This window comes from Sphingomonas azotifigens NBRC 15497, from assembly GCF_002091475.1.
Lineage (GTDB): Bacteria > Pseudomonadota > Alphaproteobacteria > Sphingomonadales > Sphingomonadaceae > Sphingomonas > Sphingomonas azotifigens.
On sequence record NZ_BCTR01000006.1, the window covers coordinates 1 to 23,581 of the forward strand.

At 67.3% G+C, this 23,581-nt stretch carries 20 protein-coding genes and 1 tRNA gene; 10 read left to right on the forward strand and 11 right to left on the reverse strand.

Annotation, left to right across the window (positions count from 1 at the left end):
* Positions 1-104 precede the first annotated feature (104 nt).
* From dcd to SAZ01S_RS02960, 3 genes are all read right to left on the reverse strand, one after another.
* Positions 105-659, reverse strand: a complete 555-nt coding sequence (gene dcd, locus SAZ01S_RS02950) for a dCTP deaminase (protein ID WP_084579914.1) — start codon at positions 657-659, stop codon at positions 105-107.
* 181 nt (positions 660-840) lie between these two features.
* Positions 841-1,290 (reverse strand): cytidine deaminase, encoded by a 450-nt coding sequence (locus SAZ01S_RS02955; protein ID WP_084579916.1) that lies wholly within the window; start codon positions 1,288-1,290, stop codon positions 841-843.
* Positions 1,291-1,295: 5 nt separating this feature from the next.
* Positions 1,296-1,778, reverse strand: a complete 483-nt coding sequence (locus SAZ01S_RS02960) for a UPF0262 family protein (protein ID WP_084579918.1) — start codon at positions 1,776-1,778, stop codon at positions 1,296-1,298.
* An 81-nt stretch (positions 1,779-1,859) separates the two neighbouring features.
* On the opposite strand from SAZ01S_RS02960, the gene SAZ01S_RS02965 reads away from it, so the two are divergent.
* Positions 1,860-3,356, forward strand: a complete 1,497-nt coding sequence (locus SAZ01S_RS02965; RefSeq protein WP_084579920.1) for a replicative DNA helicase — start codon at positions 1,860-1,862, stop codon at positions 3,354-3,356.
* Between the two features lie 546 nt (positions 3,357-3,902).
* Here SAZ01S_RS02965 and SAZ01S_RS23500 read toward each other — a convergent pair.
* On the reverse strand, positions 3,903-4,049 hold the full coding sequence (locus SAZ01S_RS23500) for a VIT1/CCC1 transporter family protein (RefSeq protein ID WP_439951208.1): 147 nt from the start codon (positions 4,047-4,049) through the stop codon (positions 3,903-3,905).
* A gap of 150 nt (positions 4,050-4,199) precedes the next feature.
* On the opposite strand from SAZ01S_RS23500, the gene SAZ01S_RS02970 reads away from it, so the two are divergent.
* A complete protein-coding gene (locus SAZ01S_RS02970) occupies positions 4,200-4,802 on the forward strand; it encodes a DUF1772 domain-containing protein (RefSeq protein WP_218018011.1) in 603 nt (200 codons plus the stop codon).
* A 21-nt stretch (positions 4,803-4,823) separates the two neighbouring features.
* Here SAZ01S_RS02970 and SAZ01S_RS02975 read toward each other — a convergent pair whose 3' ends face one another.
* The 5 genes from SAZ01S_RS02975 to SAZ01S_RS02995 form a co-directional block, all read right to left on the reverse strand.
* Positions 4,824-5,516, reverse strand: coding sequence for a VIT1/CCC1 transporter family protein (locus SAZ01S_RS02975; RefSeq protein WP_084579922.1), 693 nt, complete (start codon positions 5,514-5,516; stop codon positions 4,824-4,826).
* 214 nt (positions 5,517-5,730) lie between these two features.
* On the reverse strand, positions 5,731-7,179 hold the full coding sequence (locus tag SAZ01S_RS02980) for an MFS transporter (protein ID WP_245824539.1): 1,449 nt from the start codon (positions 7,177-7,179) through the stop codon (positions 5,731-5,733).
* Positions 7,180-7,412: 233 nt separating this feature from the next.
* On the reverse strand, positions 7,413-10,139 hold the full coding sequence (locus tag SAZ01S_RS02985) for a TonB-dependent receptor (protein ID WP_084580072.1): 2,727 nt from the start codon (positions 10,137-10,139) through the stop codon (positions 7,413-7,415).
* 136 nt (positions 10,140-10,275) lie between these two features.
* Entirely contained in the window at positions 10,276-11,256 is a 981-nt protein-coding gene (locus SAZ01S_RS02990) for a prenyltransferase/squalene oxidase repeat-containing protein (protein WP_084579924.1), read from the reverse strand.
* Positions 11,257-11,734: 478 nt separating this feature from the next.
* A tRNA-Cys gene (locus SAZ01S_RS02995) sits at positions 11,735-11,808 on the reverse strand.
* A 163-nt stretch (positions 11,809-11,971) separates the two neighbouring features.
* Here SAZ01S_RS02995 and SAZ01S_RS03000 point away from each other — a divergent pair.
* From SAZ01S_RS03000 to SAZ01S_RS03015, 4 genes are all read left to right on the forward strand, one after another.
* Complete coding sequence (locus SAZ01S_RS03000; protein ID WP_245824541.1) at positions 11,972-12,655, forward strand: protein-L-isoaspartate O-methyltransferase family protein; 684 nt, start codon at positions 11,972-11,974, stop codon at positions 12,653-12,655.
* 17 nt (positions 12,656-12,672) lie between these two features.
* Positions 12,673-14,235: a TolC family outer membrane protein gene (locus SAZ01S_RS03005; protein ID WP_084579925.1), complete on the forward strand. Its 1,563-nt coding sequence runs from the start codon at positions 12,673-12,675 to the stop codon at positions 14,233-14,235.
* Between the two features lie 37 nt (positions 14,236-14,272).
* Positions 14,273-14,719, forward strand: a complete 447-nt coding sequence (locus tag SAZ01S_RS03010; RefSeq protein WP_167693053.1) for a DUF2497 domain-containing protein — start codon at positions 14,273-14,275, stop codon at positions 14,717-14,719.
* Between the two features lie 64 nt (positions 14,720-14,783).
* Positions 14,784-16,829 carry an alpha/beta hydrolase family protein gene (locus tag SAZ01S_RS03015; RefSeq protein ID WP_084579927.1) on the forward strand — a complete coding sequence of 682 codons (2,046 nt, stop codon included), beginning with the start codon at positions 14,784-14,786 and terminating at the stop codon, positions 16,827-16,829.
* 142 nt (positions 16,830-16,971) lie between these two features.
* On the opposite strand, the gene SAZ01S_RS03020 is transcribed toward SAZ01S_RS03015, so the two are convergent.
* On the reverse strand, positions 16,972-17,691 hold the full coding sequence (locus SAZ01S_RS03020) for an MOSC domain-containing protein (RefSeq protein WP_084579929.1): 720 nt from the start codon (positions 17,689-17,691) through the stop codon (positions 16,972-16,974).
* A 139-nt stretch (positions 17,692-17,830) separates the two neighbouring features.
* Between SAZ01S_RS03020 and recA the strand changes: the two genes are divergently transcribed.
* From recA to SAZ01S_RS03040, 4 genes are all read left to right on the forward strand, one after another.
* Positions 17,831-18,901, forward strand: coding sequence for a recombinase RecA (gene recA / locus SAZ01S_RS03025; RefSeq protein ID WP_084579931.1), 1,071 nt, complete (start codon positions 17,831-17,833; stop codon positions 18,899-18,901).
* Between the two features lie 151 nt (positions 18,902-19,052).
* Positions 19,053-19,340: a hypothetical protein gene (locus SAZ01S_RS03030; protein ID WP_245824543.1), complete on the forward strand. Its 288-nt coding sequence runs from the start codon at positions 19,053-19,055 to the stop codon at positions 19,338-19,340.
* Between the two features lie 43 nt (positions 19,341-19,383).
* Positions 19,384-21,471: a catalase gene (locus SAZ01S_RS03035; protein WP_084579935.1), complete on the forward strand. Its 2,088-nt coding sequence runs from the start codon at positions 19,384-19,386 to the stop codon at positions 21,469-21,471.
* Positions 21,472-21,569: 98 nt separating this feature from the next.
* The gene (locus tag SAZ01S_RS03040) at positions 21,570-22,196 is read left to right on the forward strand and encodes a glutathione S-transferase family protein (RefSeq protein ID WP_084580076.1); all 627 of its coding nucleotides are present in this window, start codon (positions 21,570-21,572) and stop codon (positions 22,194-22,196) included.
* A gap of 15 nt (positions 22,197-22,211) precedes the next feature.
* Here the strand turns inward: SAZ01S_RS03040 and SAZ01S_RS03045 are convergent, their stop codons facing one another.
* Positions 22,212-23,534, reverse strand: a complete 1,323-nt coding sequence (locus SAZ01S_RS03045) for a dicarboxylate/amino acid:cation symporter (protein WP_084579937.1) — start codon at positions 23,532-23,534, stop codon at positions 22,212-22,214.
* Between the last annotated feature and the right edge of the window lie 47 nt (positions 23,535-23,581).

Sequence of the window (23,581 nt, forward strand, 5' to 3'; positions counted from 1 at the left end):
GGGGGAACACGGCCGAAGTCGCAGCAAGCCCCCTCCACCACCGCCTTCGGCGGCGGTCCCCCTCCCCCGGCTTCGCCGAGGGAGGAAACGCTACTTCGATGCACTCAAAGCCGCGGCAGGGTCACCCCGCGCTGGCCCATATATTTGCCCGCGCGGTCGGCATAGCTCGTCTCGCAGGGCTGCTCGCCCTTGAGGAACAGGAACTGGCAGGCGCCTTCATTGGCGTAGATCTTGGCGGGGAGCGGTGTGGTGTTGGAGAACTCCAGCGTCACATGGCCTTCCCATTCGGGCTCGAGCGGCGTCACGTTGACGATGATCCCGCAGCGCGCATAGGTCGACTTGCCGAGGCAGATCACCAGCGTGTCGCGCGGCACCCGGAAATATTCCACGGTCCGGGCGAGGGCAAAGCTGTTCGGCGGGATCACGCAGACATCGGTCTTGCGGTCGACGAAGCTGTTCGCGTCGAAATTCTTCGGGTCGACTACCGCGCTGTCGACATTGGTGAAGATCTTGAACTCGTCCGCCACCCGCGCGTCATAGCCGTAGGAGGAGAGGCCGTAGCTGATGCAGCCCTCGCGCCGCTGGCTCTCGACGAAGGGCTCGATCATGCCGTGGTGGAGCGCCTGCTCGCGAATCCAGCGATCGGAAAGAATGGACATGGGCGCGGTACTGCGGGGGAGGGGGCGCGGCGTCAAGGTTGGGGGCGGGAGGGGCTGAACCCCACCATCTCGTCATTCCGGCGGAAGCCGGAATCCATTGGGGCCTACGTCGCGGCTTCTGCCGACCCCGAGTGGCGTCTGGATCCCTGCTTTCGCCGGGATGACGGCGATAGCGGAGGGCTCAGCTGATCCCCAGATCCCCCGGCCCGAACGCCTGGGGCAGCAGCTCGGACAGCCGGTAGCTCGCCACCGCATCGCCCTCGGCCGCGCCGCAATGGACCGGCAGGTCGCGCTTGCCGAGCTGCGCCGCCTCGTTGATCACCTGCCGGCACCGCCCGCACGGACTCACCGGCGCGGTACCCTTGGGCATCCCGTCCGGCCCGATCGGCCCGCCGATCACCGCGATCTCCGCCACGTCGCGTAGCCGCCCCTGTGCCGAGACGGTCGCCAGCGCCACCGTCTCTGCGCACAGCGACAGCCCGTAGCTGGCATTCTCGAAGTTCGCGCCGGTCACCACCGTGCCGTCGGTCAGCAGCACCGCGGCGCCGACGCCGAAGTTGGAATAGGGCGCGTGTGCGTTGCGCGCAGCGGTACGGGCGGCTGCGATCAGCGCGTCGCGTTCGGTCGTCATGAAACTCATCCCTTGATGTGGAGCACGCAGATCAGCGTGAACAGCCGCCGCGCGGTATCGAAATCGACCTCGATCTTCCCCTCCAGCGCGGTGCGGAGCAGCTCGGCTGCGTCATTGTGGATGCCGCGCCGCGCCATGTCGACCGTCTCGATCTGCGCAGGCGTGGCGTTGCGGATCGCCTGGTAATAGCTGTCGCAGATCGCAAAATAGTCGCGGATCGGCCGACGGAAGCGGGCAAGGCCGAGCACGATCGTCTCCAGCGGCGTATCGTCCGCCCGCTTGATCGCCAGCGCCAGCCGCCCTTCCTCGACGCTGAGGTGCAGCTTGTACGGTCCGGCATAGCCATCGGCATGCACGCGCTGGGGGGCGAAGTGATTGTCCTCGAGCAGATCGTAGATCGCGATCCGGCGTTCCTGCTCGATATCCGCCGAGCGCCACAGGATGGTGCGCTCGTCGAGGGTCACGTCGAGGATCCGCGGATCGGCCATAGGCCCCAGCTTTGGAAGCATTCCCCGTTTTCCACAAGCCATGCGGTTGCCGTGGCCTCCGCATTGGAGGAAGAGGGAGGGATGGCACAGCCGATCCCTTTCCCCACCCAGGAGCCCCAAGAGGGCCTCAGCCTCCCCCAGAACGTAGAGGCGGAAGCAGCGCTGCTCGGCGCGATGATGATCGACAACCGAGTCGCGGAAGACGTCCTCCAGAAACTCCGCCCCGAGCATTTCTTCGAGCCGCTGCACGGCCGCATCTATGAGCAGATCGCGCATCTCGTCGGCGACAACCGCCTCGCCACGCCGGTGACGCTGCGCCCGCTGTTCGCCAACGATCCGGCGATGAAGGAGCTGGGCGGCCCGGCCTATCTCGCTCAGCTGACCGGCAACCCGGCCAGCCTGATCGGCGCGCGCTCCTTCGCCGATCAGATTTATGATCTCGCGCAGCTCCGTGCGCTGGTCGATGTCGGCCGCGGCATGGTGGAGGGCGCGCTCGACACCAGCCAGGACATCAACCCCTCCAAGCAGATCGAGCAGGCCGAACTCCGCCTCTACCAGGTCGCCGAGCAGGGCGATTCGGAAGCCGGCGTGAAGTCCTTCACCCGCGCCGCCACGCTCGCCGTGAAGCAGGCCGAGAAGGCGATGAACTCGGGCGGCGGCATCTCGGGCATCACCACCGGCCTCAGCGACCTCAACGCCTCGACCGGCGGTTTCAACCGATCGGACCTGCTGATCCTCGCCGGCCGCCCCGGCATGGGCAAGACCTCGCTCGCCACCAACATCGCGTTCAACGCCGCCAAGCGCTGGATGGACGATCTCGACGCGGGCATCCCGGAGGAAAAGTCGATCGGCGCGCCGGTCGCGTTCTTCAGCCTCGAAATGTCGGCCGACCAGCTGGCGATGCGTATCCTGTCCGAACAGGCCGAGGTCGTCTCGGAAAAACTGCGTACCGGCCAGCTGAGCAATGCCGAGTTCCAGAAGTTCGCGCGGGCCGCGGGCGATCTGGAGCGGCTGCCGCTCTATATCGACGACACGCCGGGCCTCACCATCGCGGCGCTGCGCACCCGCGCGCGGCGGCTCAAGCGCCAGCACAAGATCGGCATGGTGATCGTCGACTATCTCCAGCTGCTCACCGGCTCGGCCAAGGCCTCGGGCGACGGGCGCGTGCAGGAAATCTCGGAGATTTCGCGCGGCCTCAAGACGCTGGCCAAGGAACTTCATGTTCCGGTGCTGGCGCTCTCCCAGCTGAGCCGCGCGGTGGAAAGCCGCGAGGACAAGCGCCCGCAGCTCTCCGACCTTCGCGAATCCGGCTCGATCGAGCAGGACGCCGATATCGTGCTGTTCGTGTATCGCGACGAATATTATCACGACTTCAAGGCGCCGACGAAGATCCCCGACGGCACCGAAACCGCCGAGGAGCGCATGGCCTATGAGGAATGGCAGGCGCGCCAGCTGGAAGTGGCGAACAAGGCAACGGTGATCATCGCCAAACAGCGCCATGGTGCGACGGGTTCGGTGCACATGCGCTTCGACCGGCAGTTCACCAAGTTCAGCGATCTGGCGCCGGAGGGGTATTGAGGTATACCGGCAGTGGAGCCTGCTAAGCACCCCTTAAGGGAAGAGGCTTTAGCGTGAGGAGCTGCAGTCACTCGCAAATCGACGGAGCGGTGCTGCAGCCGGTATTTCTTTTTTCCAACGACCTACTTGGAAAATGATACGCTGCTTAGCTGCTCCAATTGCCTTCTTGGGTTCGGGCCGGTCAACGATCAACCCACGCCCATGATGACCTCGATAGACAAGAAGGGTCCAGTTCTTGCTGTCAACGGTTAGGGTGAAGGTTTTAGGGTTTAGTTCATACGCGCCGCCCATCAGGGCGTAGAGCGGTTCACCATTGCATAATCCTCTGAACCAGATCTTTTGGGTGTCATTGAAAATGTATAAAACTCCGCTCGAATCCTCATATTTGCGATAGTGCCATCCGGGTCTTTCATCCAGACGCGTGCTTGAGCCGTTACATGCCGCTAAGCAGGTGCAAACGAGAAATGCTAATGTTGATCGCACATCTGCTCCACGTCGATAGTAACGAGGTTTGCTTCATGTAGGTAGCTCGGGGAGTGCGGGGACTCAAGCACTCCTCCCCACAACCCGCCCGATCCCCGCCGTCAGCGCCATCGCCAGCACGCCCCAGAACACCACCCGCACGACTGGCTTGCGCGGCCTAGCCTCGCCGGTGATCGCACCCAGCGCGCCGAGCAGGGCGAGGAACCGCATCGATCCCGCCCGCGGCGGCGCACGTCTTCCGATCCGATTCGCCTGCAAAGAATCCCCCGCTATCAATCGCCTGGAGACGCGGTCTTGCGTTTCTGCAGATTTCACGAGATGTTCCCGCACGAGTACCAGTTGTGACGTCCGGGGGGCATCATGGTGACTCGAGAAAAGCTGACCCGAATCTTTCTCTGGATCCTGGTGCTGTTCGGCGGCCCGGTGGTCGGGGCGAAATTGTTCGATCTGGTGGTGCTTGCCGGCGCGTGGAGCGCCAATCCGCCCGCGTCTCTCGCACTGCTGCCCTATGGCGATGCCTGGCCCGTCGACACCGGCTTGTTCTTCATCCCCTTTTCGGCGGCGACGCAGGTCGCCGGGTTCGGCGCGCTGATCGCGGGCTGGCGGACGCCGTGGCACTATCGCTGGATGCTGTGCATGCCGTCGGTCGGGAGCCTGTTGCTGCTGGTGCTGACGGTCCTCGCCTTCTGGCCGATGAACTATGCGCTCTACCATCACGCGATCCACGTGAAGGACCATATCACCGATGCCGAATCGATCGCGATGGCGCATCGCTGGGTGATGCTGGATTGGGTGCGCGTGGGATGTGCCAGCGCCATCTATGTCATCGCGCTGCGCGCGCTGACCTTGCCTTATCCGCAGGCGGTGGTGCCGCGCGATCCGCCGGTGGTGCGCGTCCTGCTCGGGCTGGCGCTGCTCGGCGTGGCAGCGTTCATCGTCTGGTTCGTCTCCAACCTGTTCTGAGCCGACCCGCTCCGGGAACCGTCAGACGCTGGTGCCGACCAGTCGCCCGATCCCCGCGGTCAGCGCCATCGCCAGCGCGCCCCAGAATACCACCCGCACCACCGGCTTCATCGGCTTGGCCCCGCCGGTGATCGCGCCCAGCGCGCCGAGCAGGGCGAGGAACAGGATAGATCCCGCCGCTTCCCCCGCCGCCATCCAGCGCATCGGCAGCAGCGCGGCGAGCAGCAGCGGCAGCGCCGCGCCTGCGGTGAAGGTCGCCGCCGAGGTGAGCGCGGCGACTACCGGCCGCGCGGTCGTCACCTCGGTGATGTGGAGCTCGTCGCGGGCATGGGCCTCCAGCGCGTCGTGCGCCATCATCTGCTCGGCCACCGCTTTTGCCGTGACGGGGTCGACGCCGCGGGCGATGTAGATCTCGGCCAGCTCGCGCAGCTCGGCCTCGGGCGAGGTGGCGAGTTCCAGCCGCTCGCGGGCGAGATCGGCGCGTTCGGTATCGGCCTGCGAACTGACCGAGACATATTCGCCCGCCGCCATCGACATCGCGCCCGCCACCAGCCCCGCCACGCCCGCGACGAGCAGCGCCGGCCGCTCGGCGCCCGAGGCGGCGACGCCCAGGATCAGGCTGGCGGTGGAGACGATGCCGTCATTCGCCCCCAGCACGGCGGCGCGCAGCCAGCCGATCCGGGCGACGAGATGCTGTTCGCGGTGCGGGCGCATGGGGTTTCTCCGACGGTGGTGGCGGGAGGATGGGGCGGGGCTGGCGGTGTGGCAATGGGGCACATCCCGCGGGGGCGGCGAAAGGTCCTCCCCCTTCACCGTCATCCCGGCGAAAGCCGGGATCCAGACGCCACGCGGTCGCAGCAGGAGCCGGTACGGAAACCCCAATGGATCCCGGCTTTCGCCGGGATGACGGCTAGAGGGGAGCGGCCGCTCAGTCCTTCAGTGTGAGGAACGCGGTCATCCCCGCCGCCACCGCCAGCGCCGCGCACACCAGCGCCGCGACGTGAAACCCGCCGACCAGCGCCGCGCCGGTCTGCGACAGCACCGCGCCGGCCAGCGCGGTCGCGACCAAGCCGCCGGTCCGCGCGATCGCGCTGTTGAAGCCCGAAGCCGTCCCGGTGAAGCGATCGTCGACCGAGGCGAGCACCGCGGTGGTAAGCGGCGCCACCGCGCCCGCCATGCCCAGCGAGAGCACCAGCATGCCCGGCAGGATGCTGGTCCAGTAGCTTGCCTGCGGGTCGGCGCCCGAGAGGAGCCAGAAGCCGAGGCCGGTCACGATCGGCCCGATCGAGAGCGGCCACCGCCCGCCGATCCGCGCCGCCAGCCGCCCGGCGAAGCGCGAGGAGACGCCGATCACGATGGAGAAGGGGAGCAGCGCCAGCCCCGCCTGTGCGGGCGGATAGCCGCCGCCGACGATCAGCAGATAGGGAAGCAGCAGGATCAGCCCGCCGAGCGCGCCATAGAGCAGCAGCGTCAGCACGGTCAGGCCGACAAAGGGCAGCGAGCCGAACAGCGCCAGCGGCATCATCGCCCGCTCGCCCAGCCGGTGCTGGTGGAGCACGAAGCCGGCCAGCAGCGCCACGCCGCCGACCAGGCCGATCGTCGACTGGGTCGAGACCGCATGGCTGCTCGACCAGAGGGTGAGCGCCCAGGTGAGGCTACCCAGCCCGGCGGTAGCCAGCGCCGCGCCCAGCCAGTCGAGCCCGCCCTTGCCGCGCGGGCTCTCGGGGACAAAGCGCCAGGCGATGGCGATCGCGGCGGCCGCGACGGGCAGGTTGAGGTAGAAGATCGCGCGCCAGCCGACCGCGTCGACCAGCCAGCCGCCGAGCGGCGGGCCGACGGCGGAGGCGATCGCCCCGGCCGAGGCCCAGGTGCCGATCGCGCGTCCGCGTGCCTCGCCGTGAAAGCTGCTGCCGAGCAGGCCGAGGCTGTTGGGCATCAGGATCGCCGCCCCGATCCCCTGCAGCGCCCGCGAGGCGAGCAGCAGGTCGGTGCCCCTGGACAGCGCGCAGCCGAGCGAGGCCAGCGCGAAGATCGCCACGCCGAGGATCAGCATCCGGCGTCGGCCGAAATAGTCGCCCGTCGCGCCCCCGAACAGGAGGAGGGCGGAGAGGGGGAGCAGATAGGCGTTGATGATCCAGGGCAAGGTCGCCGGATCGGCGGCAAGGCTGTGCCCGATCGTCGGCAAGGCGACGTTGGTCACCGATCCGTCGAGAAAGGCGAGGCTGGAGGCGCACATGCACGCCGCGATGATCCAGCCGCCATGGCGCGGTGCGGGCGGGGCGGGGGCGGTCATCGGCGGGGGAGGCTTTGCATGGCGGCGGCTGTAGCGGGCGAGGGGGGCAAGGGCCAGCCGGTGCGGAGGCCGCGGAAAGCGCATGTTCCTTCCCTAGGCAGGCAATCATATGGGTATCGAAGCAACAGGCGCGCCTCAAAAGGATCGTCATTCATTCCCGCGAAGGCGGGAATCCATTGCCCGGAGCGCTGGGGGAAGAACCGCAGCATCAGCGCCAATGGATCCCCGCCTTCGCGGGGATGACGCGGCACTGCGGGAGCGTTCGATGGCCCTCCCGCCGGCGGGCGGAGGAGCGTTCGGGCGCTCCCACCAGCCCCTCAGAACCGCGTACGCACCGTCAGGCCATAGGTGCGCGGTTCGGCGAGGAACGAGCCGATCATCGCGTTGCCGACAGCGAAGCTCGGCGCACCGAACGCCTGGACCTGCGATCGGCTGCCCGCGCCCTGGAAGGGCAGGTTGAACGCCACCTGCTGATAGTCGGTGTCGAGCAGGTTCTGCGCCCACAGCTCCACCGCCCATTTCTCGTCCGGCCCGCGCACGCCGATCCGCGCGTTCATCGTGACGAAGCCGTCCTGCAGCTTCTCGACGAACAGGTCCGATCCGGTGTTGTAGTCGCTGGTCAGGCGGCCATCGACATAGACCAGCCCGGTCAGCCCGTGGCTGCCCAGCGCCGGCGTCCAGGTGACCGCACTGGTCACCGTGTTGCGCGGCGCGTTGGACATCTGGCTGCCGGGCAGCAGGAACAGCGCGGCGTTGAGCGGCTCGCCCGCCTTGCTGCCGACCAGATCGTGCTGGTATTTCGCGTCGGCCAGCGTGTAGCCGAGGTTCACCGTGAAGTTCGAGGCGGGGTACAGGCCGACCTCGACTTCCACACCCTGGGTCACCACGCCCTTGCCGACGCTGCCGGTGCAGGCGCCCGTCGCCGAGCTGTTGTCGCGATCCGCACCGTTGAGCGGCGTGCTGCACCCGCCGATATTCTGGACGATATAGGCGGTGCCGTTGAAGGTGTTGAGCTGGAAGTTGGTGAACTCCGAGCGATAGAGCGCTAGGTTCGCGGTCAGGTGGCGCGAGGTGTATTTGGCGCCGATCTCAAAGGCGTTCACCGTCTCCGGATCGAAGCGCAGGTTGGTGACCGCGGACTGGCGCGGAGTGGCGAACACGGTGGCGGACAGGTCCGAGCGATCGAGATTGTAGCCGCCCGCCTTGTAGCCGCGCGCATAGGAGGCATAGGCGAGCGTGCGCTCGCTCGGTTTCCACGAAAGCACGGCGGTGCCGGTGAGCTGGCCCTCCTTGAACTTGTCGGCGAAGGGCACGCCGGTGAGCGCCGAGGTCGAGTTGCCGGTGCAGGTCAGCGTCACGATGCCCGCCGCCAGCGATTGCAGCGTGGCGTTGCTGCTGGCGAGCAGCGGTCCCATCGCGGCCTGCTGCGCCGGGCAGACGGTGTTGTTGTTGGCGAACGACGCCTTCAGCGACTTGCTTTCGTGCGTGTAGCGCGCGCCGAGGGTGAAGCTCAGCGTCTTGGTCAGCTTGTAGATATTGTGGGTGAAGAAAGCCCAGTTCTCGCTGGTCTGGTCGTAGAGGTCGAGCGTCGAGCCGAGATCGTTGAGCGTGCTCAGCCGATCGACGCCGCCGATGACCTGCGGGCCCACGGCGGGGGTGAGCACCGCGCGGCCGGCGGGGCTGAGGCAGCCGGCGCGGGTGGGGTCGCGCAGCGCCGCCGCCGGGTTGATCGTCGCCACCATCCGGCAGGCGGCGAAGGCGCCATATTGCGTGCCGAAGCGGAGATTGTCCGCCACGCGCAGCGTCTCGTGCGCGTAATAGCCGCCGACCAGCCAGTCGAGCTTGTTGCCGAGGATGGTGCCCGAGAAGCGGCTCTCATGGCTGAAGGTGTGGAACTGGCGATAGGCGTTGCCGTCCTTGGGACGATAGCCAATGTCGACATTGCCATAGTCGATGTCGCCGGCGCCCGCCGACTTGTACTCGCGATAGGCGGTGAGCGAGGTCAACTGCGTCGCGCCGAAGTTCCAGCGCACGCGTGCGGAGAGTCCGTAGTCGGTGGTGAGATTGGCATAGGCGCGGCCGGGCGTGAGCGCGATCTGGCGGTTATAGGGAGCGCCTTCGCTCGGCAGCACGCCGCCCAGGCTGCGCAGGATCGCGGTGATGCGGTTGCCGGCCGGGTTGATCGCGAAGTCGCCGGGGACGCCGGGCGTGGGATCGAGCTTCTCGCGCGTGTCCATGGTGACGGCGCCGCAGCACTTCTCGTTGCGATGGGTATAGTCGGCGATCAGGCGGATGCCGAGATCGGGGTTGACCGTGAACAGCAGCTGGCCGCGGACGAAATAGCGGTTGCGGTCGTTGTAATCGGTGTTGTTGACGACGTCGTGGAGATAGCCGTCGCGCTTCGAATAGACGCCGTCGATGCGGAAGGCGAGCAGGTCCTTCACCACGGGACCGGTGAGCGCGCCGGAAAGGCGCACGGCATCATAGTTGCCATAGGTCGCCTCGGCGAACCCGCCGAACTTGAACTCGGGCAGCTTGGTGTAGATGCTGATCGCGCCCGCCGAAGAGTTGCGGCCCGAGAGCGTGCCCTGCGGCCCGCGCAGCACTTCGATCCGCTCGATCTCACCCAGGTCGTTGAGGCCCGCGCCGGTGCGACTGCGGTAGATGCCGTCGATGAACACCGCGACCGAGCTTTCGAGGCCAGGATTGTCGCCGACCGTGCCGATGCCGCGCACGCGGGCGGCGGCATTGGCTTCGGAGCCGGTCGAGGAGACGAGCAGCGACGGCGCGATCTGCGTCATCTGGCGGATATCGGTCGCGCCCGAGTTCTGGAGGGCGGCCTGGCCGAAGGCGGAGACGGCGATCGGCACGCTCGACAGGCGTTCGGAGCGGCGCGTGGCGGTCACGACGATGTCGGCGGTGTTGGGCGATTCCGCCGCTGCGGGGGGCGTGTTGGCGGCAGAGCCGCGCAGGTCTTGCGCCGCCGCGGGCGTGGCAAGAATGGCGGCGACGCCAACAGACAGCAACCACCCGCACTTCGACATGTTCGACATCCTCTCCCGCGCCGCGGTTTATTCGCTTTCGCCTTGTATTTTCGGCGAAATCGCATGGAGACGGCTAAGGATTGGTGAAGACGCGGATGTGGCTTCTACTGGGGTGCGGCTGTCGTGAAGGTCGCGATCATTGGTGGGACGTCAGTTGCAGCGTGTGCAAGGCGCGCAGCAACAAACCGGCGGCAAGCACGGTGGCACCGGGAAGGGGGCGGCTGGCAACGGTATCGGACGGCGGGAGGGCGGCTAGGTGCGGCGCGACCGCGGCGACCGCCTCCCGGACCAGCGCGGCGGAAGGGCGGGTGCGGGCGGCAAGCAGCGCCTGCAGCGCGCAGGCCGTGGCCAGCGGATCGTCGCCGGCCCCGTCGCCCCAGCCACCCGCGGGCGAACGGCTATTGTGCAAAAAGGCGACGGCGCGCGGCACCGCCGGGTGGTTCGGCATCACCGCGCCCAACAGGCGGAGCGCCTGCCAGCTCGCATAGAAGCGATCGGTGCCGGGACCTGCCCCCCAGCTCCCGTCGGGCTGCTGGCAGGTCCCCACCCAGCGCGCGCCCGCGACGATCCCGCCGAGAAAGCGGCGCGGATCCCAGCGCGCGAACGCGTAGAACAGGTCGGCAATCGCACCGCCGCCTTCCGCCGGGTCGCGCCCCGCCGGCGGCAGGATCCAGGTCGGGATGATCCCGTCGGCTTCGGCATAGGGCAGCAGCGTGGCGAGCGGCGGCACGCAGTACCGGGCGATGAGATCGCTGCGGCCCGCACGCGCGAACAGCAGGAGCAATTGCGCCAGTTCCTGTGCGTCGGCCGGGAATTCGACACGGTCGGCAATCGGGTATCGATCGTCCAGGGCGATCGCATCGCGGGCGGCGGCGATCTGGCGGATCGCGCGGTCGACGCGGACGCAGTGGAGGTCGGGGGCGATCTCCAGCAGTGCCTCGGCGGTGATCGCCTGGAGGAACAGGGGGCGGGTCTTGACGTCGACCGCGACATCGCAGGTCGGAAAGATCGCGTCCGGTGCCGCGCAAGTGCCGGCTCCGTCTGCGTCCGATGGCGATTCGTCGAGCAGGATGGTGAGCGCGCGCTCCGCGACGATGTCCAGCCCTGTCCCGTCCATGTGTTCCCCGCCGTTCGCCCGTGCACCGTTCCTGCCGGTTCCGCCGCGTCGCACGCGCGGCGGCTTGGCAGGATGTGCAGCGTCCTCTCCATTTTCGTCCATTGCCGCGGCTCCGCTGTCTTGGAGGGATAGCGGGAGCGCGGCGATCTCCCGGCAGAACGCGCCGCGAAGATCGGTACGCACCGATCCTTGTGCGCCGAGCCCGGGGTGGAAAGCAGAAATCTATCCGGAATCGAGGTTCTTAGCCACGCATGGCCGTGGCAGCATCGGCCGCGAAGGACGTGCAAAGGGTTGACGTATCGCGGTACGCTGAGGGGGGATTATTCTGCCGGATCGGAGCAATCGAGTAGCGTTTGGCGGGGCGCGGCGGGCATCGAGCGGCAATCCAAGCGCGCAGACGCTGTTGCGAAGCGCCGGTCGCAGCGAGTCGCGGCACCGAAAGCGGCGTGCGGCAGCGGATCCGGGATGATTGCTATAGTGGAGGCCCGAGCCGGAATCGAACCGGCGTATACGGATTTGCAGTCCGCTGCGTCACCACTCCGCCATCGGGCCATCCGGAGGTGAGCCGCGGCAAATGCCCTTGGGGTGGGGCCCTGTCAACACAGTTTCAAAATAACGTCGCGCTCGCTTGGCGAGTCCGCCACTCCGCGATAGAAGCCTCGGGACAGCAACTAGTGTATTGCGCAACTAATACGGTTGTGCGACAAGCGGAGTGATGATGGCCCTTATGGTCGACCCTGCGCCCCTCGAAGCGCCCCGTTTCGAAGCGATGCGCCATGCCATGGTGGCAAGCCAGCTGCGTACCAACGCGGTGAATGATCCCCGTGTGGTGACGGCGATGTCGCAAGTGCCACGCGAAGTGTTCCTGCCGCCCGAGCAGCGTGCGATGGCCTATCGCGACACGCTGCTGCCGCTCGGCAACGGCCGCCGCCACGATTCGCCGCTGGTGATCGGCCGGCTGCTGACCGAGGCGGAACTGCAGCCGAGCGATCATGTCCTGCTGATCGGCGCGGCCGGCGGCTATGCCGCGGCGCTGCTGTCGCCGCTGGTCGCCTCGGTGGTCGCGCTCGAGGAAGCGCCGGCACTGCTCGCGATTGCCCGCGGCGGCCTTGCCGGCGCGGCGAATGTCGAGCTGGTAGAGGGTCCGCTCAACGCCGGTTGGGCCGCGCGCGGTCCCTATGATCTGGTGGTGATCGACGGCGCCGTCGAGGAACTGCCGCAGGCGATCGTCGATCAGGTCAAGATCGGCGGACGCGTGGTTTCCGGCATCATCGATCGCGGCGTGACGCGGCTGGCAGCAGGCCGCCGCACCGAAGGGGGCTTCGGTCTCGCCGACTTCATGGACATCGAAGTGGCGACGCTGCCGGGCTTTGAGAAACCGAGAAAATTTACCTTTTAACCTTAAAAGCGGGGCTCATGCGACTGAACATTTTGCTCATGGGTGTGAGCCTCGTTTCCCTCGGGGCGCCGGCGTATGCGCAGACCGCGCCCAGTGGCCGGCAGGACGTGCCGTCCCCCGGCGCCAAGACCGCCGCGCCGACGACGACGCTGCAGGATGCGCTGTCGCAGGCCTATGCGACCAACCCCGATCTGCAGAGCGAGCGGGCGAACCAGCGCGCCAACGATGAAAATGTTCCGATCGCCCGGTCGCAGGGGCTGCCTGGATTGAGCGCCTCCGGCAGCGCCAATGACAGCCTGCACAATTCGGATTCGACACCGCTGACGCCGGCGCGCCAGGCGCAGCTGGGGCTTAACCTCTCGCAGCCGATCTACAGCGGCGGCCGGGTGCGCAATTCGGTGCGCGCGGCCGAGGTGCGGGTGAATGCCGGCCGCGCCAATCTGCGCGGCACCGAGGCGGACATCTTCACCCAGACGGTGACCGCCTATCTCAACGTCATCCGCGACGAATCGATCGTCCGGCTGAACCAGGAAAACGTTCACGTCCTCCAGGTGAACCTCCAGGCGACGCGCGACCGCTTCCAGGTCGGCGACCTGACCCGCACCGACGTCGCCCAGTCCGAGGCACGCCTCGCGCTTGCCCAGGCCCAGCTGCGCAGCGCCGAGGCCCAGCTGATCGGCAGCCGCGAAACCTATATCCGCGTTGTCGGCACGCCGCCGGGCGTGCTCGCGCCGCCGCCGCCGCTGCCCAACCTGCCGCAGGACGTGCAGACGGCAGAGCAGGTCGCGCTCGCCAACAATCCGTTCCTCGATGCTGCCCAGCTTGCGCGCGATGCCTCGCGGTACGACACCCGCGTGGCACAGGCCGCCCGCCTGCCACAGGTGAGCCTGGGGGTGAGCGGCAATTATTATAATTACCTGGGTTCGGTGAACACCGGCAGCCCGTCCGCCCAGTTTTCCGGCGTACGCGGCAACGGCAGCTCGGCCACGATTGGCGTGCAGGTCACCATGCCGATCTTCCAGGCCGGGCGACCCGCCGCGCAGGTCCGTCAGGCGCAGGCGCGCGAGGGTGCGGCGATCGAGCAGGTGACGCTCACCGAGCGCGGCGTGATCGCCCAGGCACGCTCGGCTTATGCCAGCTACCAGGCGGCGCTGCGCGTGATCGAATCGTCGCGCACCGCGGTGCAGGCCAACCAGCTCAGCCTTGAGGGCGTGCGCGCGGAGAACAGCGTCGGCACGCGCACCATTCTCGACATCCTCAACGCCGAGCAGGAACTGCTCAACTCGCAGGTCCAGTATGTCACGGCCGAGCGCGACGCCTATGTCGCCGGGTTCAGCCTGCTGGCGGCGATGGGCCGGGCGCAGGCCAAGGACCTCAACTTCGACAGCCGGCTGCTCTACGATCCGAGCGTCAACTATGTCCGCGTGCGCAACCGCATCAGCGACTGGGCTGACGACAAGGCGCCCAAGCCGGTGGCGACCAGCACCCGCAACACGCCCGCGCAGGGTGCCGAGGTCGTCGGCGCGCCGCTCGATCCGACGCTCCAGCGTCCGGTTGACAGCGACCGGCCGAATCCCTGATTGAGGGGGTTCGCACTCGAACGCCAGGATGGACGCGATGGGGACTGCCAGCAGCGAGCCGTCGATGGAGGAAATCCTCGCATCGATCAAACGGATCATCGCCGATGACGAGCCCGGCGCGTTCGCACCCGGCCGGTCGTTGCGGGCGGTGCCGGGGCCGGAGGACGCACCCGAGCCCGCGCCCCTCGACCCACCGCACGAGGACGTGCTGGAGCTGAGCGACCCGATTGTCCATGCGCCCGCGTCCCCGGCCGTGGCTGCCGATCCGATCCTTTCGGATCGCGTCGCCGAGGCCAGCCGGGAGAAGCTCGAGGCGCTGTCGCGGCTGGTGGTGAAGCCGCAGGTGCCGGGTGCGGATACGCTGGAAGGGCTGGTGCGCGAGATGCTCAAGCCGATGCTGCGCGACTGGCTCGATCAGAACCTGCCGCAGATCGTCGAGCGCATCGTCGCGAGCGAGATCGCCCGGATCACCGGCAGCCGCTGACCGGCGGAAGCTCGGGCAAAACGTCCGATTGTATCGGGCGTCGGCTTGGCGCTATCGTTGCCACATGAAGCAGTTCCTCGTCGCGGGCGTCGCGCTCGCCGCCATCGCAGCGCCGGCTTCGGCGCGAGACCTCACCATCCAGGACGTTGTCGGCCTCTCCCGCGTCGGGGCACCGGCCGTGTCGCCCGACGGCCACTGGCTCGTCTGGCAGCAGCGCGAGACCGACCTTGCCGCCAACAAGGGCCGCTATGACCTGTGGCGGCTCGACCTGACCGCCAAGGGCGCCAAGCCCGAGAAGCTGGTTGCCGAGCCGCTGGTCAACGAAACCGCGCCGCAATTCTCCGCCGACGGCAAGACCGTGTGGTTCCAGTCCGACAAGGGTGGGGAGGACGCGGTGTGGTCGGTTGCGATCACCGGCGGCACGCCGACGCAGCTGACCCACATCCAGGGCGGCTTCAACGGCTTCAAGGTCTCGCCGGACGGATCGAAGCTGCTCGTCTGGGCCGATCGCAAGCCCGGCGCCCCCACCATTACCCCGGCGATGGAGAAGAAGGATCCGAATGCAGGCTCCGGCCGCGTCTACAGCCAACTCTTCGTGCGCCACTGGGACACCTGGGCCGACGGCACCCGCTCGCAGCTCTTCGTGCTGCCGTTCGGGGCGCAGGGCGCGACCGGCGACGGCGTCGCGATCGAGGGCGGGCTGGTCGGCGACACCCCCTCCAAGCCTTCGGGCGGCGGCGAGGAGGTCGCATGGAGCGCCGACGGCAAGACCGTCTATTTCGCGCTGCGCGAGGCAGGCCGGATCGAATCGCTCTCGACCAATCTCGACATCTTCGCCGCGCCTGCCGACGGTTCCTCGGCTCCGGTGAACCTCACCAAGGGCAATGGCGGAATGGACAATCTGCCGACGCCGTCGCCCGACGGGAAGTGGCTTGCCTGGTTCGCGATGGCGCGGCCGGGTTATGAGGCCGATCGTCAGGTGCTGATGCTCCGCAACCTCGCCACCGGCGACGTCCGCGCGCTCACCGCCAAGTGGGACCGTTCGGTCGCCTCGATCGCCTGGGGGACGGATTCGAAGACGATCTACGTCACCGCGGGCGACGTGCAGGAAGAACCGGTGTTCGCGGTCTCGCTCGAAGGCAAGGTCGAGCGGCTGACCCAGCAGGGCAGCGTCTCCGCCGTGGTGCCGACCAGGGGTGGGGTGGTCTATGCGATGAACAGCCTCACCGCGCCGGACGATTTCTACTGGCTGAAGGGCAAGAAGAGCACGCGCCTGACCGCGGTGAACGCGGATAAGCTCGCCGGCATCGCGATGCCCGAGGTGACCCGCTACAGCTTCAACGGCGCCAATGGCGACACCGTCTGGGGCTATGTCGCCAAGCCCGCCGGGCTGGCGGCGGGCGCCAAGGCGCCGATCGCCTTCATCGTCCATGGCGGGCCGCAGGGCAGCATGGGCAATAGCTGGTCGTACCGCTGGAACCCGGCGGTGTTCGCCGGCGCCGGCTATGCGGTGGTCGCGGTCGATTTCCACGGCTCGACCGGCTATGGTCAGGCCTTCACCGACGCGATCCGCAACAATTGGGGCGGGTCGCCGCTCGAGGACCTCAAGAAGGGCCTCAAGGCCGCGACCGACCGCTTCGCCTTCCTCGACGGCGACAAGGCCTGCGCGCTCGGCGCCTCCTATGGCGGCTATATGATGAACTGGATCGAGGGCCAATGGCCCGATCGCTTCAAATGCATTGTCCAGCATGACGGCGTGTTCGACGCCCGCGCCATGGCCTATGAGACCGAGGAACTCTGGTTCGACGAGTGGGAACATGGCGGCAAGGCCTATTTCGAGGACCCCGCCGCGTTCGAGCGCTGGAACCCGGTCAACTATGTCAACGCCTGGAAGACCCCGCAGCTGGTGATCACCAGCGAGAAGGACTTCCGCATCCCCTATACCCAGGGGCTGGCGGCCTTCACCGCGCTTCAGCGGCGCGAGATCCCCTCGAAGCTGCTGGTCTTCCCGGACGAGAACCACTGGGTGCTCAAGCCGAAGAACTCGCTGCAATGGTATGGCACGGTGCTCGGCTGGATGGACCAGTGGACGGGCAAGTCGGGTAAGTAAGAGGGGGAGGGGAGCCGGGCGACCGTCCCCTCCTTCCGTCATTCCGGCGAAAGCCGGAATCCATTGGGGCCTCCGTCGCGGCTCTTGCCGAGCTCGAGTGGCGTCTGGATCCCGGCTTCCGCCGGGGTGACCATTTGAGAGGTTACCCGAGCACCCGCACCGGATCGCCCACCCGGATCAGCCCCGGCCGCGCCGGCGCCGAATAGAGCCCGTAACAGGCCGAAAACCGCTGCGCGACGGTGCGCAGGATCGTCGGGTCCTTGGCGCCGGTGTCCGGATCGATCGTGACCAGCACGCAGCGCTGGATCGGATCGGCGCAGTGCACGATCGCACCGTCCTCGCTCGTGTCGCCGAAGCCGAGGCGCAGGCCCTGCCACTGCTCGGGCAGCAGCTCGCTCTCGATCGTGACGTTGATGCGGAAGCGGCGCGGATCGATCCGGCCGCCATGCGCGGTCTCCAGCGCGCGGTGGCCGGCGCTGGTCTGGAGCGAGATCGGCATGGAATCATAGACGCCGCGCGCTACCTGGATCAGCGAAACCGGCTCACGCGCCGCTTCGGCGAGGTGGGCATGCAGGCCAGGGTCGTGCAGCGCGCGGACACCGCCATCGGGCGCCTCGACCGCGATGGCGCTGGTTTTGGGCGCCGCGGGATCGGCGAAGCGGGCGCGGTGGAGCACCATGCCCGGCACTTCGCGCGCCGTAAGCCACGGAAAACGCGTGCCGTTGCTCGCGCGGACAAAGGCATATTGGCGGTCGCCCTCGATGCCCTGCCAGTCCATCTCCGCCATGGACAAGGCCTCCCCTGCCATGGACTTCACCGGAAAACGGGCGAGCGCGGAGACATGGCCGACGATCATGGTCATGCCGCATCGCTAGCCAGCCCCGCGCGCCGCTGCAAATGTTCCCGCGCGTTCCGCTCTTGTTCTCATGGAACAAATGCGATACACAAGGCCCAACACGGTTGAACGCAGTGCGTAAACCCTCTAGCGACGGGGCTTCCCAATGGCAGCATCTCTCAAGGTGATCGACGGCAACATGGCCACTCCCACGGACAAGCAGAAGGCGCTCGACGCCGCCCTCGCGCAGATCGACCGCGCCTTCGGCAAGGGCTCGGCGATGCGGCTGGGCTCGAAGGAGACGATGCAGGTCGAGGCGATCTCCACCGGTTCGCTCGGGCTCGACATCGCGCTCGGCGTCGGCGGCCTGCCGCGCGGCCGCGTGATCGAAGTCTATGGTCCGGAAAGCTCGGGCAAGACGACGCTCGCGCTGCACGTGATCGCCGAGGCGCAGAAGAATGGCGGCGTGGCCGCGTTCGTCGACGCCGAGCACGCGCTCGACCCGGTCTATGCCAAGAAGCTGGGCGTCAATATCGACGAACTGATCGTCTCGCAGCCCGATACCGGCGAGCAGGCGCTCGAGATCACCGATACTTTGGTCCGCTCGAACGCGATCGACGTGCTGGTGGTCGATTCGGTGGCCGCACTCGTGCCGCGCGCCGAAATCGAGGGCGAGATGGGCGACAGCCATGTCGGCCTGCAGGCGCGACTGATGTCGCAGAGCCTGCGCAAGCTGACCGGCTCGATCAGCCGCTCGCGCTGCATGGTGATCTTCATCAACCAGCTGCGCATGAAGATCGGCGTGATGTACGGCAACCCGGAGACGACGACCGGCGGCAACGCGCTCAAGTTCTACGCCTCGGTCCGCCTCGACATCCGCCGCACCGGCCAGATCAAGGACCGCGACGAAATCATCGGCAACGCCACGCGCGTCAAGGTGGTGAAGAACAAGGTCGCGCCGCCGTTCAAGCAGGTCGAATTCGACATCATGTACGGCGAGGGCATCTCGAAGATCGGCGAGATCCTCGATCTCGGCGTGAAGGCCGGGCTGGTCGAGAAATCGGGTGCCTGGTTCAGCTATGACAGCATCCGCATCGGCCAGGGGCGCGAGAATTCGAAGAACTTCCTGCGCGAGAACCCCGAGGTCTGCAACCGGCTCGAGGCCGCGATCCGCGGGCGTACCGAGCAGGTCGCCGAGGGTCTGATGGCGGGTCCGGAGCCCGACGACGATATCTGATCTGGGAACCTCCGCCGTAGCGGGGACGGCCGAGGCGTGCGATGCCGCGTCCTCGGCGGACCTCACCACCCGCCTCGCTGCTGCCCGGGCCTTGCTGCAGTCGGCATGGCCCGAGGCGGTGGAGCGGGTAGCCGCGCGCGGGGCTGGGCGGATGTTTCTCTACACGTCGTCGGGTGGCGGCCCGTCGGATGGGGGCACGGCGGTACTGCGGCTGGTCCTCGATCCGCCCAACCTGCTGCTCCACTTTGCCGAAGGGGCCCGGTTACCCGACCCGGCGGGATTGCTGCGGGGTGAGGGGCGGCGTGGGCGCTATGTCTGCCTGGGCGCCATTGCTTCGGGCGACGAACCGGCGCTGCGGGCGCTGATCGCTGTTGCGGCGGCTAGCACCTCTGCCACGACCGAAATCGACATGGACCCCAAATCTGGCGCAACTGCTTGATCCACGGCTCGTTGGGCCTTCGCACGCTTTGCGAGGACTCCCCATGACCGATCAGAACAGCCGCAACGCCCCCGCCGGGGGCGAGACCCACCAGGTGACCGATGCCGAGCACCCGGTGCTCACCACCAACCACGGCACGCCGATCAGCGACAACCAGAACCAGCTGAAGGCGGGCGCCCGCGGCCCGGTGCTGATCGAGGACGAAATCTTCCGCGAGAAGATGAACCATTTCGATCACGAGCGCATCCCAGAGCGCATCGTCCACGCCCGCGGCTCGGCCGCGCACGGCTATTTCGAATGCACCGACAGCCTCGCCGACATCACCGTCGCCGATCTGTTCCAGAAGAAGGGCCAGCGCACCGAGGTGTTCGTCCGCTTCTCCACCGTCGCGGGCGGCGCCGGTTCGGTCGACACGCCGCGCGACGTGCGCGGCTTCGCGGTCAAATTCTACACCCGCGAGGGCAATTGGGACTTGGTCGGCAACAACATTCCCGTGTTCTTCATCCAGGACGCGATCAAGTTCCCCGATCTGATCCACGCCGCCAAGATGGAGGCCGATCGCGGCTATCCTCAGGCCGCGACCGCGCACGACACCTTCTGGGACTTCATCAGCCTGATGCCCGAATCCACCCATATGGTGATGTGGGCGATGTCGGACCGCACCTTGCCGCGTAGCTTCGCGACGATGGAAGGCTTCGGCATCCACACCTTCCGCTTCATCAATGCCGAGGGAAAGAGCACCTTCGTCAAGTTCCACTGGAAGCCCAAGGCGGGGCTCGCTTCGACGATCTGGGACGAGACGGTGAAGATCGCCGGTGCCGATCCCGATTTCCAGCGCCGCGACCTGTTCGAGCGGATCGAGCGCGGCGATTATCCGGAATGGGAACTGGGCGTGCAGCTGTTCGACGAGGACTTCGCCAACGCCCAGCCCTATGACGTGCTAGACGCGACCAAGCTGATCCCCGAGGAAGTGCTGCCGGTGCGCATTGTCGGCCGGATGGTGCTCGATCGCTATCCCGACAATTTCTTCGCTGAGACCGAGCAGGCCGCGTTCGTGCCTGCCCATGTCGTCCCCGGCATCGGCTTCAGCAACGATCCGCTGCTCCAGGGCCGGCTGTTCAGCTATACCGACACCCAGCTGTCGCGGCTCGGCTCGGTCAATTTCCATCAGTTGCCGATCAACAGCGCCAAGGGTCGTGCGGCGGCGGCGGGCTGCCCCTTCCTGAACCAGCAGCGCGACGGCCTTATGCAGATGGCGGTGCCCAAGGGGCGCGCCAATTACGAGCCCAACAGCCTTGCCAAAGCCGGCGAGGAAGGCGGCGCGCGTGAGGATCCGGAAAAGGGCTACAAGACCTTCCCGTCGGAGGAGCAGGGCGAGAAGCTTCGCATCCGGCCGGAGAGCTTCGCCGACCACTACAGCCAGGCCCGGCTGTTCTTCCGCTCGATGGACCCGGCCGAGCAGGCGCATATCGCCTCGGCGCTGGTGTTCGAGCTGTCCAAGGTCAGCCTTGAGCATGTCCGGGTGCAGGTGATGGCCAACCTCCGTAACGTCGATGAGACGCTGGCGCAGCGCGTCGCCGATGGTCTGGCGATGGATCTCCCCGAGGCCGCGCCGACGGCAGCGCCGGTGCTCGACATGGAGCCGTCGCCCGCGCTCCGCATCATCCGCGGCCCGCGCGAACTGCACACGGTGGAGGGGAAGACTGTCGGTATCCTGATCGCCGACGGCACCGATGCGGACGACCTCGCGACGCTCAAGGACGCGATCGAGGCGGCCGGTGGCAAGGCGATGACGATCGCGCCCAAGGTGGGCGCGGTGCCGCTCTCGGACGGCTCGAAGATCGCCGCCGATGCGCAGCTGTTCGGCCAGCCCTCGGTGACGGTCGACGCCTGCGCGGTGATCCTTTCGGAGCAAGCCGCGGCGAAGCTCGTCAAGGAGGGCGCGGCGGTGCAGTGGGTGATGGACGCATTCGGCCATCTCAAGGCGATCGGTGCCAATGCCGCCGCCCAGCCGCTGCTCGACAAGGCGGGTGTGGAGGCGGACGAGGGCGTTACCGATCTCGCCGGCTTCGTCGAAGCGGCAAAGCGGCGCTACTGGGATCGCGAGCCCAAGGTACGCACGCTCGCCTGACCGGCACCAGCCCAGCTTGCGCGGCGCACCGCCGTCGCGCAAGCTGCAAGCTTGTGCAGCAAGCGACGGCGAATGCCGCGCCGACCGGAGGGGCCGACTTGACGATCATCGTCCACCATCTCGAAAATTCCCGCTCGCAGCGGGTGCTGTGGCTGCTCGAGGAACTGGGGCTTCCCTATGAGGTGAAGCGCTACGAGCGGAACAAGGCGACAATGCTCGCCCCGCCCGAACTCAAGAAAGTTCATCCGCTTGGCAAGTCGCCGGTGATCGAGGATAGCGGCACGGTGGTCGCCGAAACCGGTGCGATCCTGCAATATCTGGTCGACAAGGCAGAGGGCAAGCTCGGCGCCCCGGCGAACCGCGAGGATGCGCTGCGCTACCGCCACTTCCTCCATTATGCCGAGGGATCGCTGATGCCGCCGCTCTTGGTGATGCTGGTGCTCGCCCGCGTGCCGATCTTCGGCAAGCTCGGCCTCAAGAAGTTCCGCCCGATGGCCGAGGTGCATTTCGATTATGTCGAGGGCGAGCTCGCCAGCCGCCCCTGGTTCGCCGGTGACCAGTTCACCGCGGCGGACGTGATGATGAGCTTCCCGATCGAGGCGGCCGTCAAGCGTGCCGGGATTCTCGATGACCGCCCGCACATCGCGGCGTTCCTCGAGAAGATCCATGCCCGCCCGGCCTATCAGCGGGCGCTGAAGGCGGGCGGGCCGTACGCCTATGCGTAAGCTCGCCGGGTGCGTTCAGCGCCCGGCATAATCCTCGAACCGCTCGGCATCGTGCGGCCCCCCGGCGGGGAGCGGCCGCACCGCCGGTTCGGCTTCGTCGGGATCGTCGAGCTTGCCTTCCCACCGCGCCACGACGGCCGCTGCCACGGCATTGCCGACGACGTTGGTCGCGGTGCGGCCCATGTCGAGGAAATGGTCGACCGCGAGGATCAGCAGCACGCCTGCCTCGGGGATGTTGAAATGGGCCAGCGTGCCGGTGATCACCACCAGGCTGGCGCGCGGCACGCCGGCGATGCCCTTGCTGGTGACCATCAGGATCAGCAGCATCTGGATCATCGTCGCCCAGTCGAGATGAATGCCGTAAGCCTGCGCGATGAAGATCGACGCGAAGGTCATGTACATCATCGAGCCGTCGAGGTTGAACGAATAGCCGAGCGGCAGCACGAAGCTGGCGATGCGCGGCGGCACGCCGAACCGATCGAGCGCATCGAGCGTGCGCGGATAGGCCGCTTCCGACGACGCGGTCGAGAAGCCGAGCAGGATCGGATCGCGCAGATAGCGGAACAGCAGGCCGGTGCGCGGCCCGATCACCAGGAAGCAGGCGCCGAGCAGTACCGTCCAAAGGGCTGCAAGGCCGATATAGAAGCTGCCCATGAAGAAGGCGAGATCGCCGACCACGCCCAGCCCTTGGGTAGCCAGCGTCCGCGCGACGGCGCAGAACACCGCGACCGGCGCGAACAGCATCACATAGCCGGTGACGGTAAGCATCACCGAGACCAGCGCTTCGAGCCCTTGGAGCAGCGGCTTGGCCTTGTCGCCCACCGCCGCCATGCCGACACCGAAGAACAGCGAGAAGATCACCAGCTGGAGGATGTCGTTGCTCGCCATCGCCTCGATCGCGCTGGTCGGCACGATATGGGTGAAGAACTTGGCGGCGTCGAAGGCCGTGCGGTCGACGCCGCTCGAGGCATTGGCGGGCGGCAGTGGCAGGTGCAATCCGGTGCCCGGCTGGAGCAGGTTCACGAGCAGCAGGCCGAGTGTGAGCGAGACCAGGCTGGCGCAGACGAACCAGAAGAACGCCTTCAGCCCGACACGGCCGATCGCGCCGCCGCCGCCCATATGCGCGATGCCGACGACGAGGGTGGAAACCACCAGCGGCGCGATGATCATCTTGATCAGATGGAGGAACATCTGGGTGGGGATGTCGAGGCCATAGGCGATCGACGCCAGCGTCGCCTTGCCTGCGGCAGTGCCGCCATAGCCGAGGTTGAGGCCCCAGCCGATCAGTCCGCCCAGCAGCAGCGCCGCAAGGATGAACCAGGTTAGTCGTTTACCCACTTTTGCTCCCCGAAGAATCGTCGCGGGAGGGAAGGGGATTGTTGGGC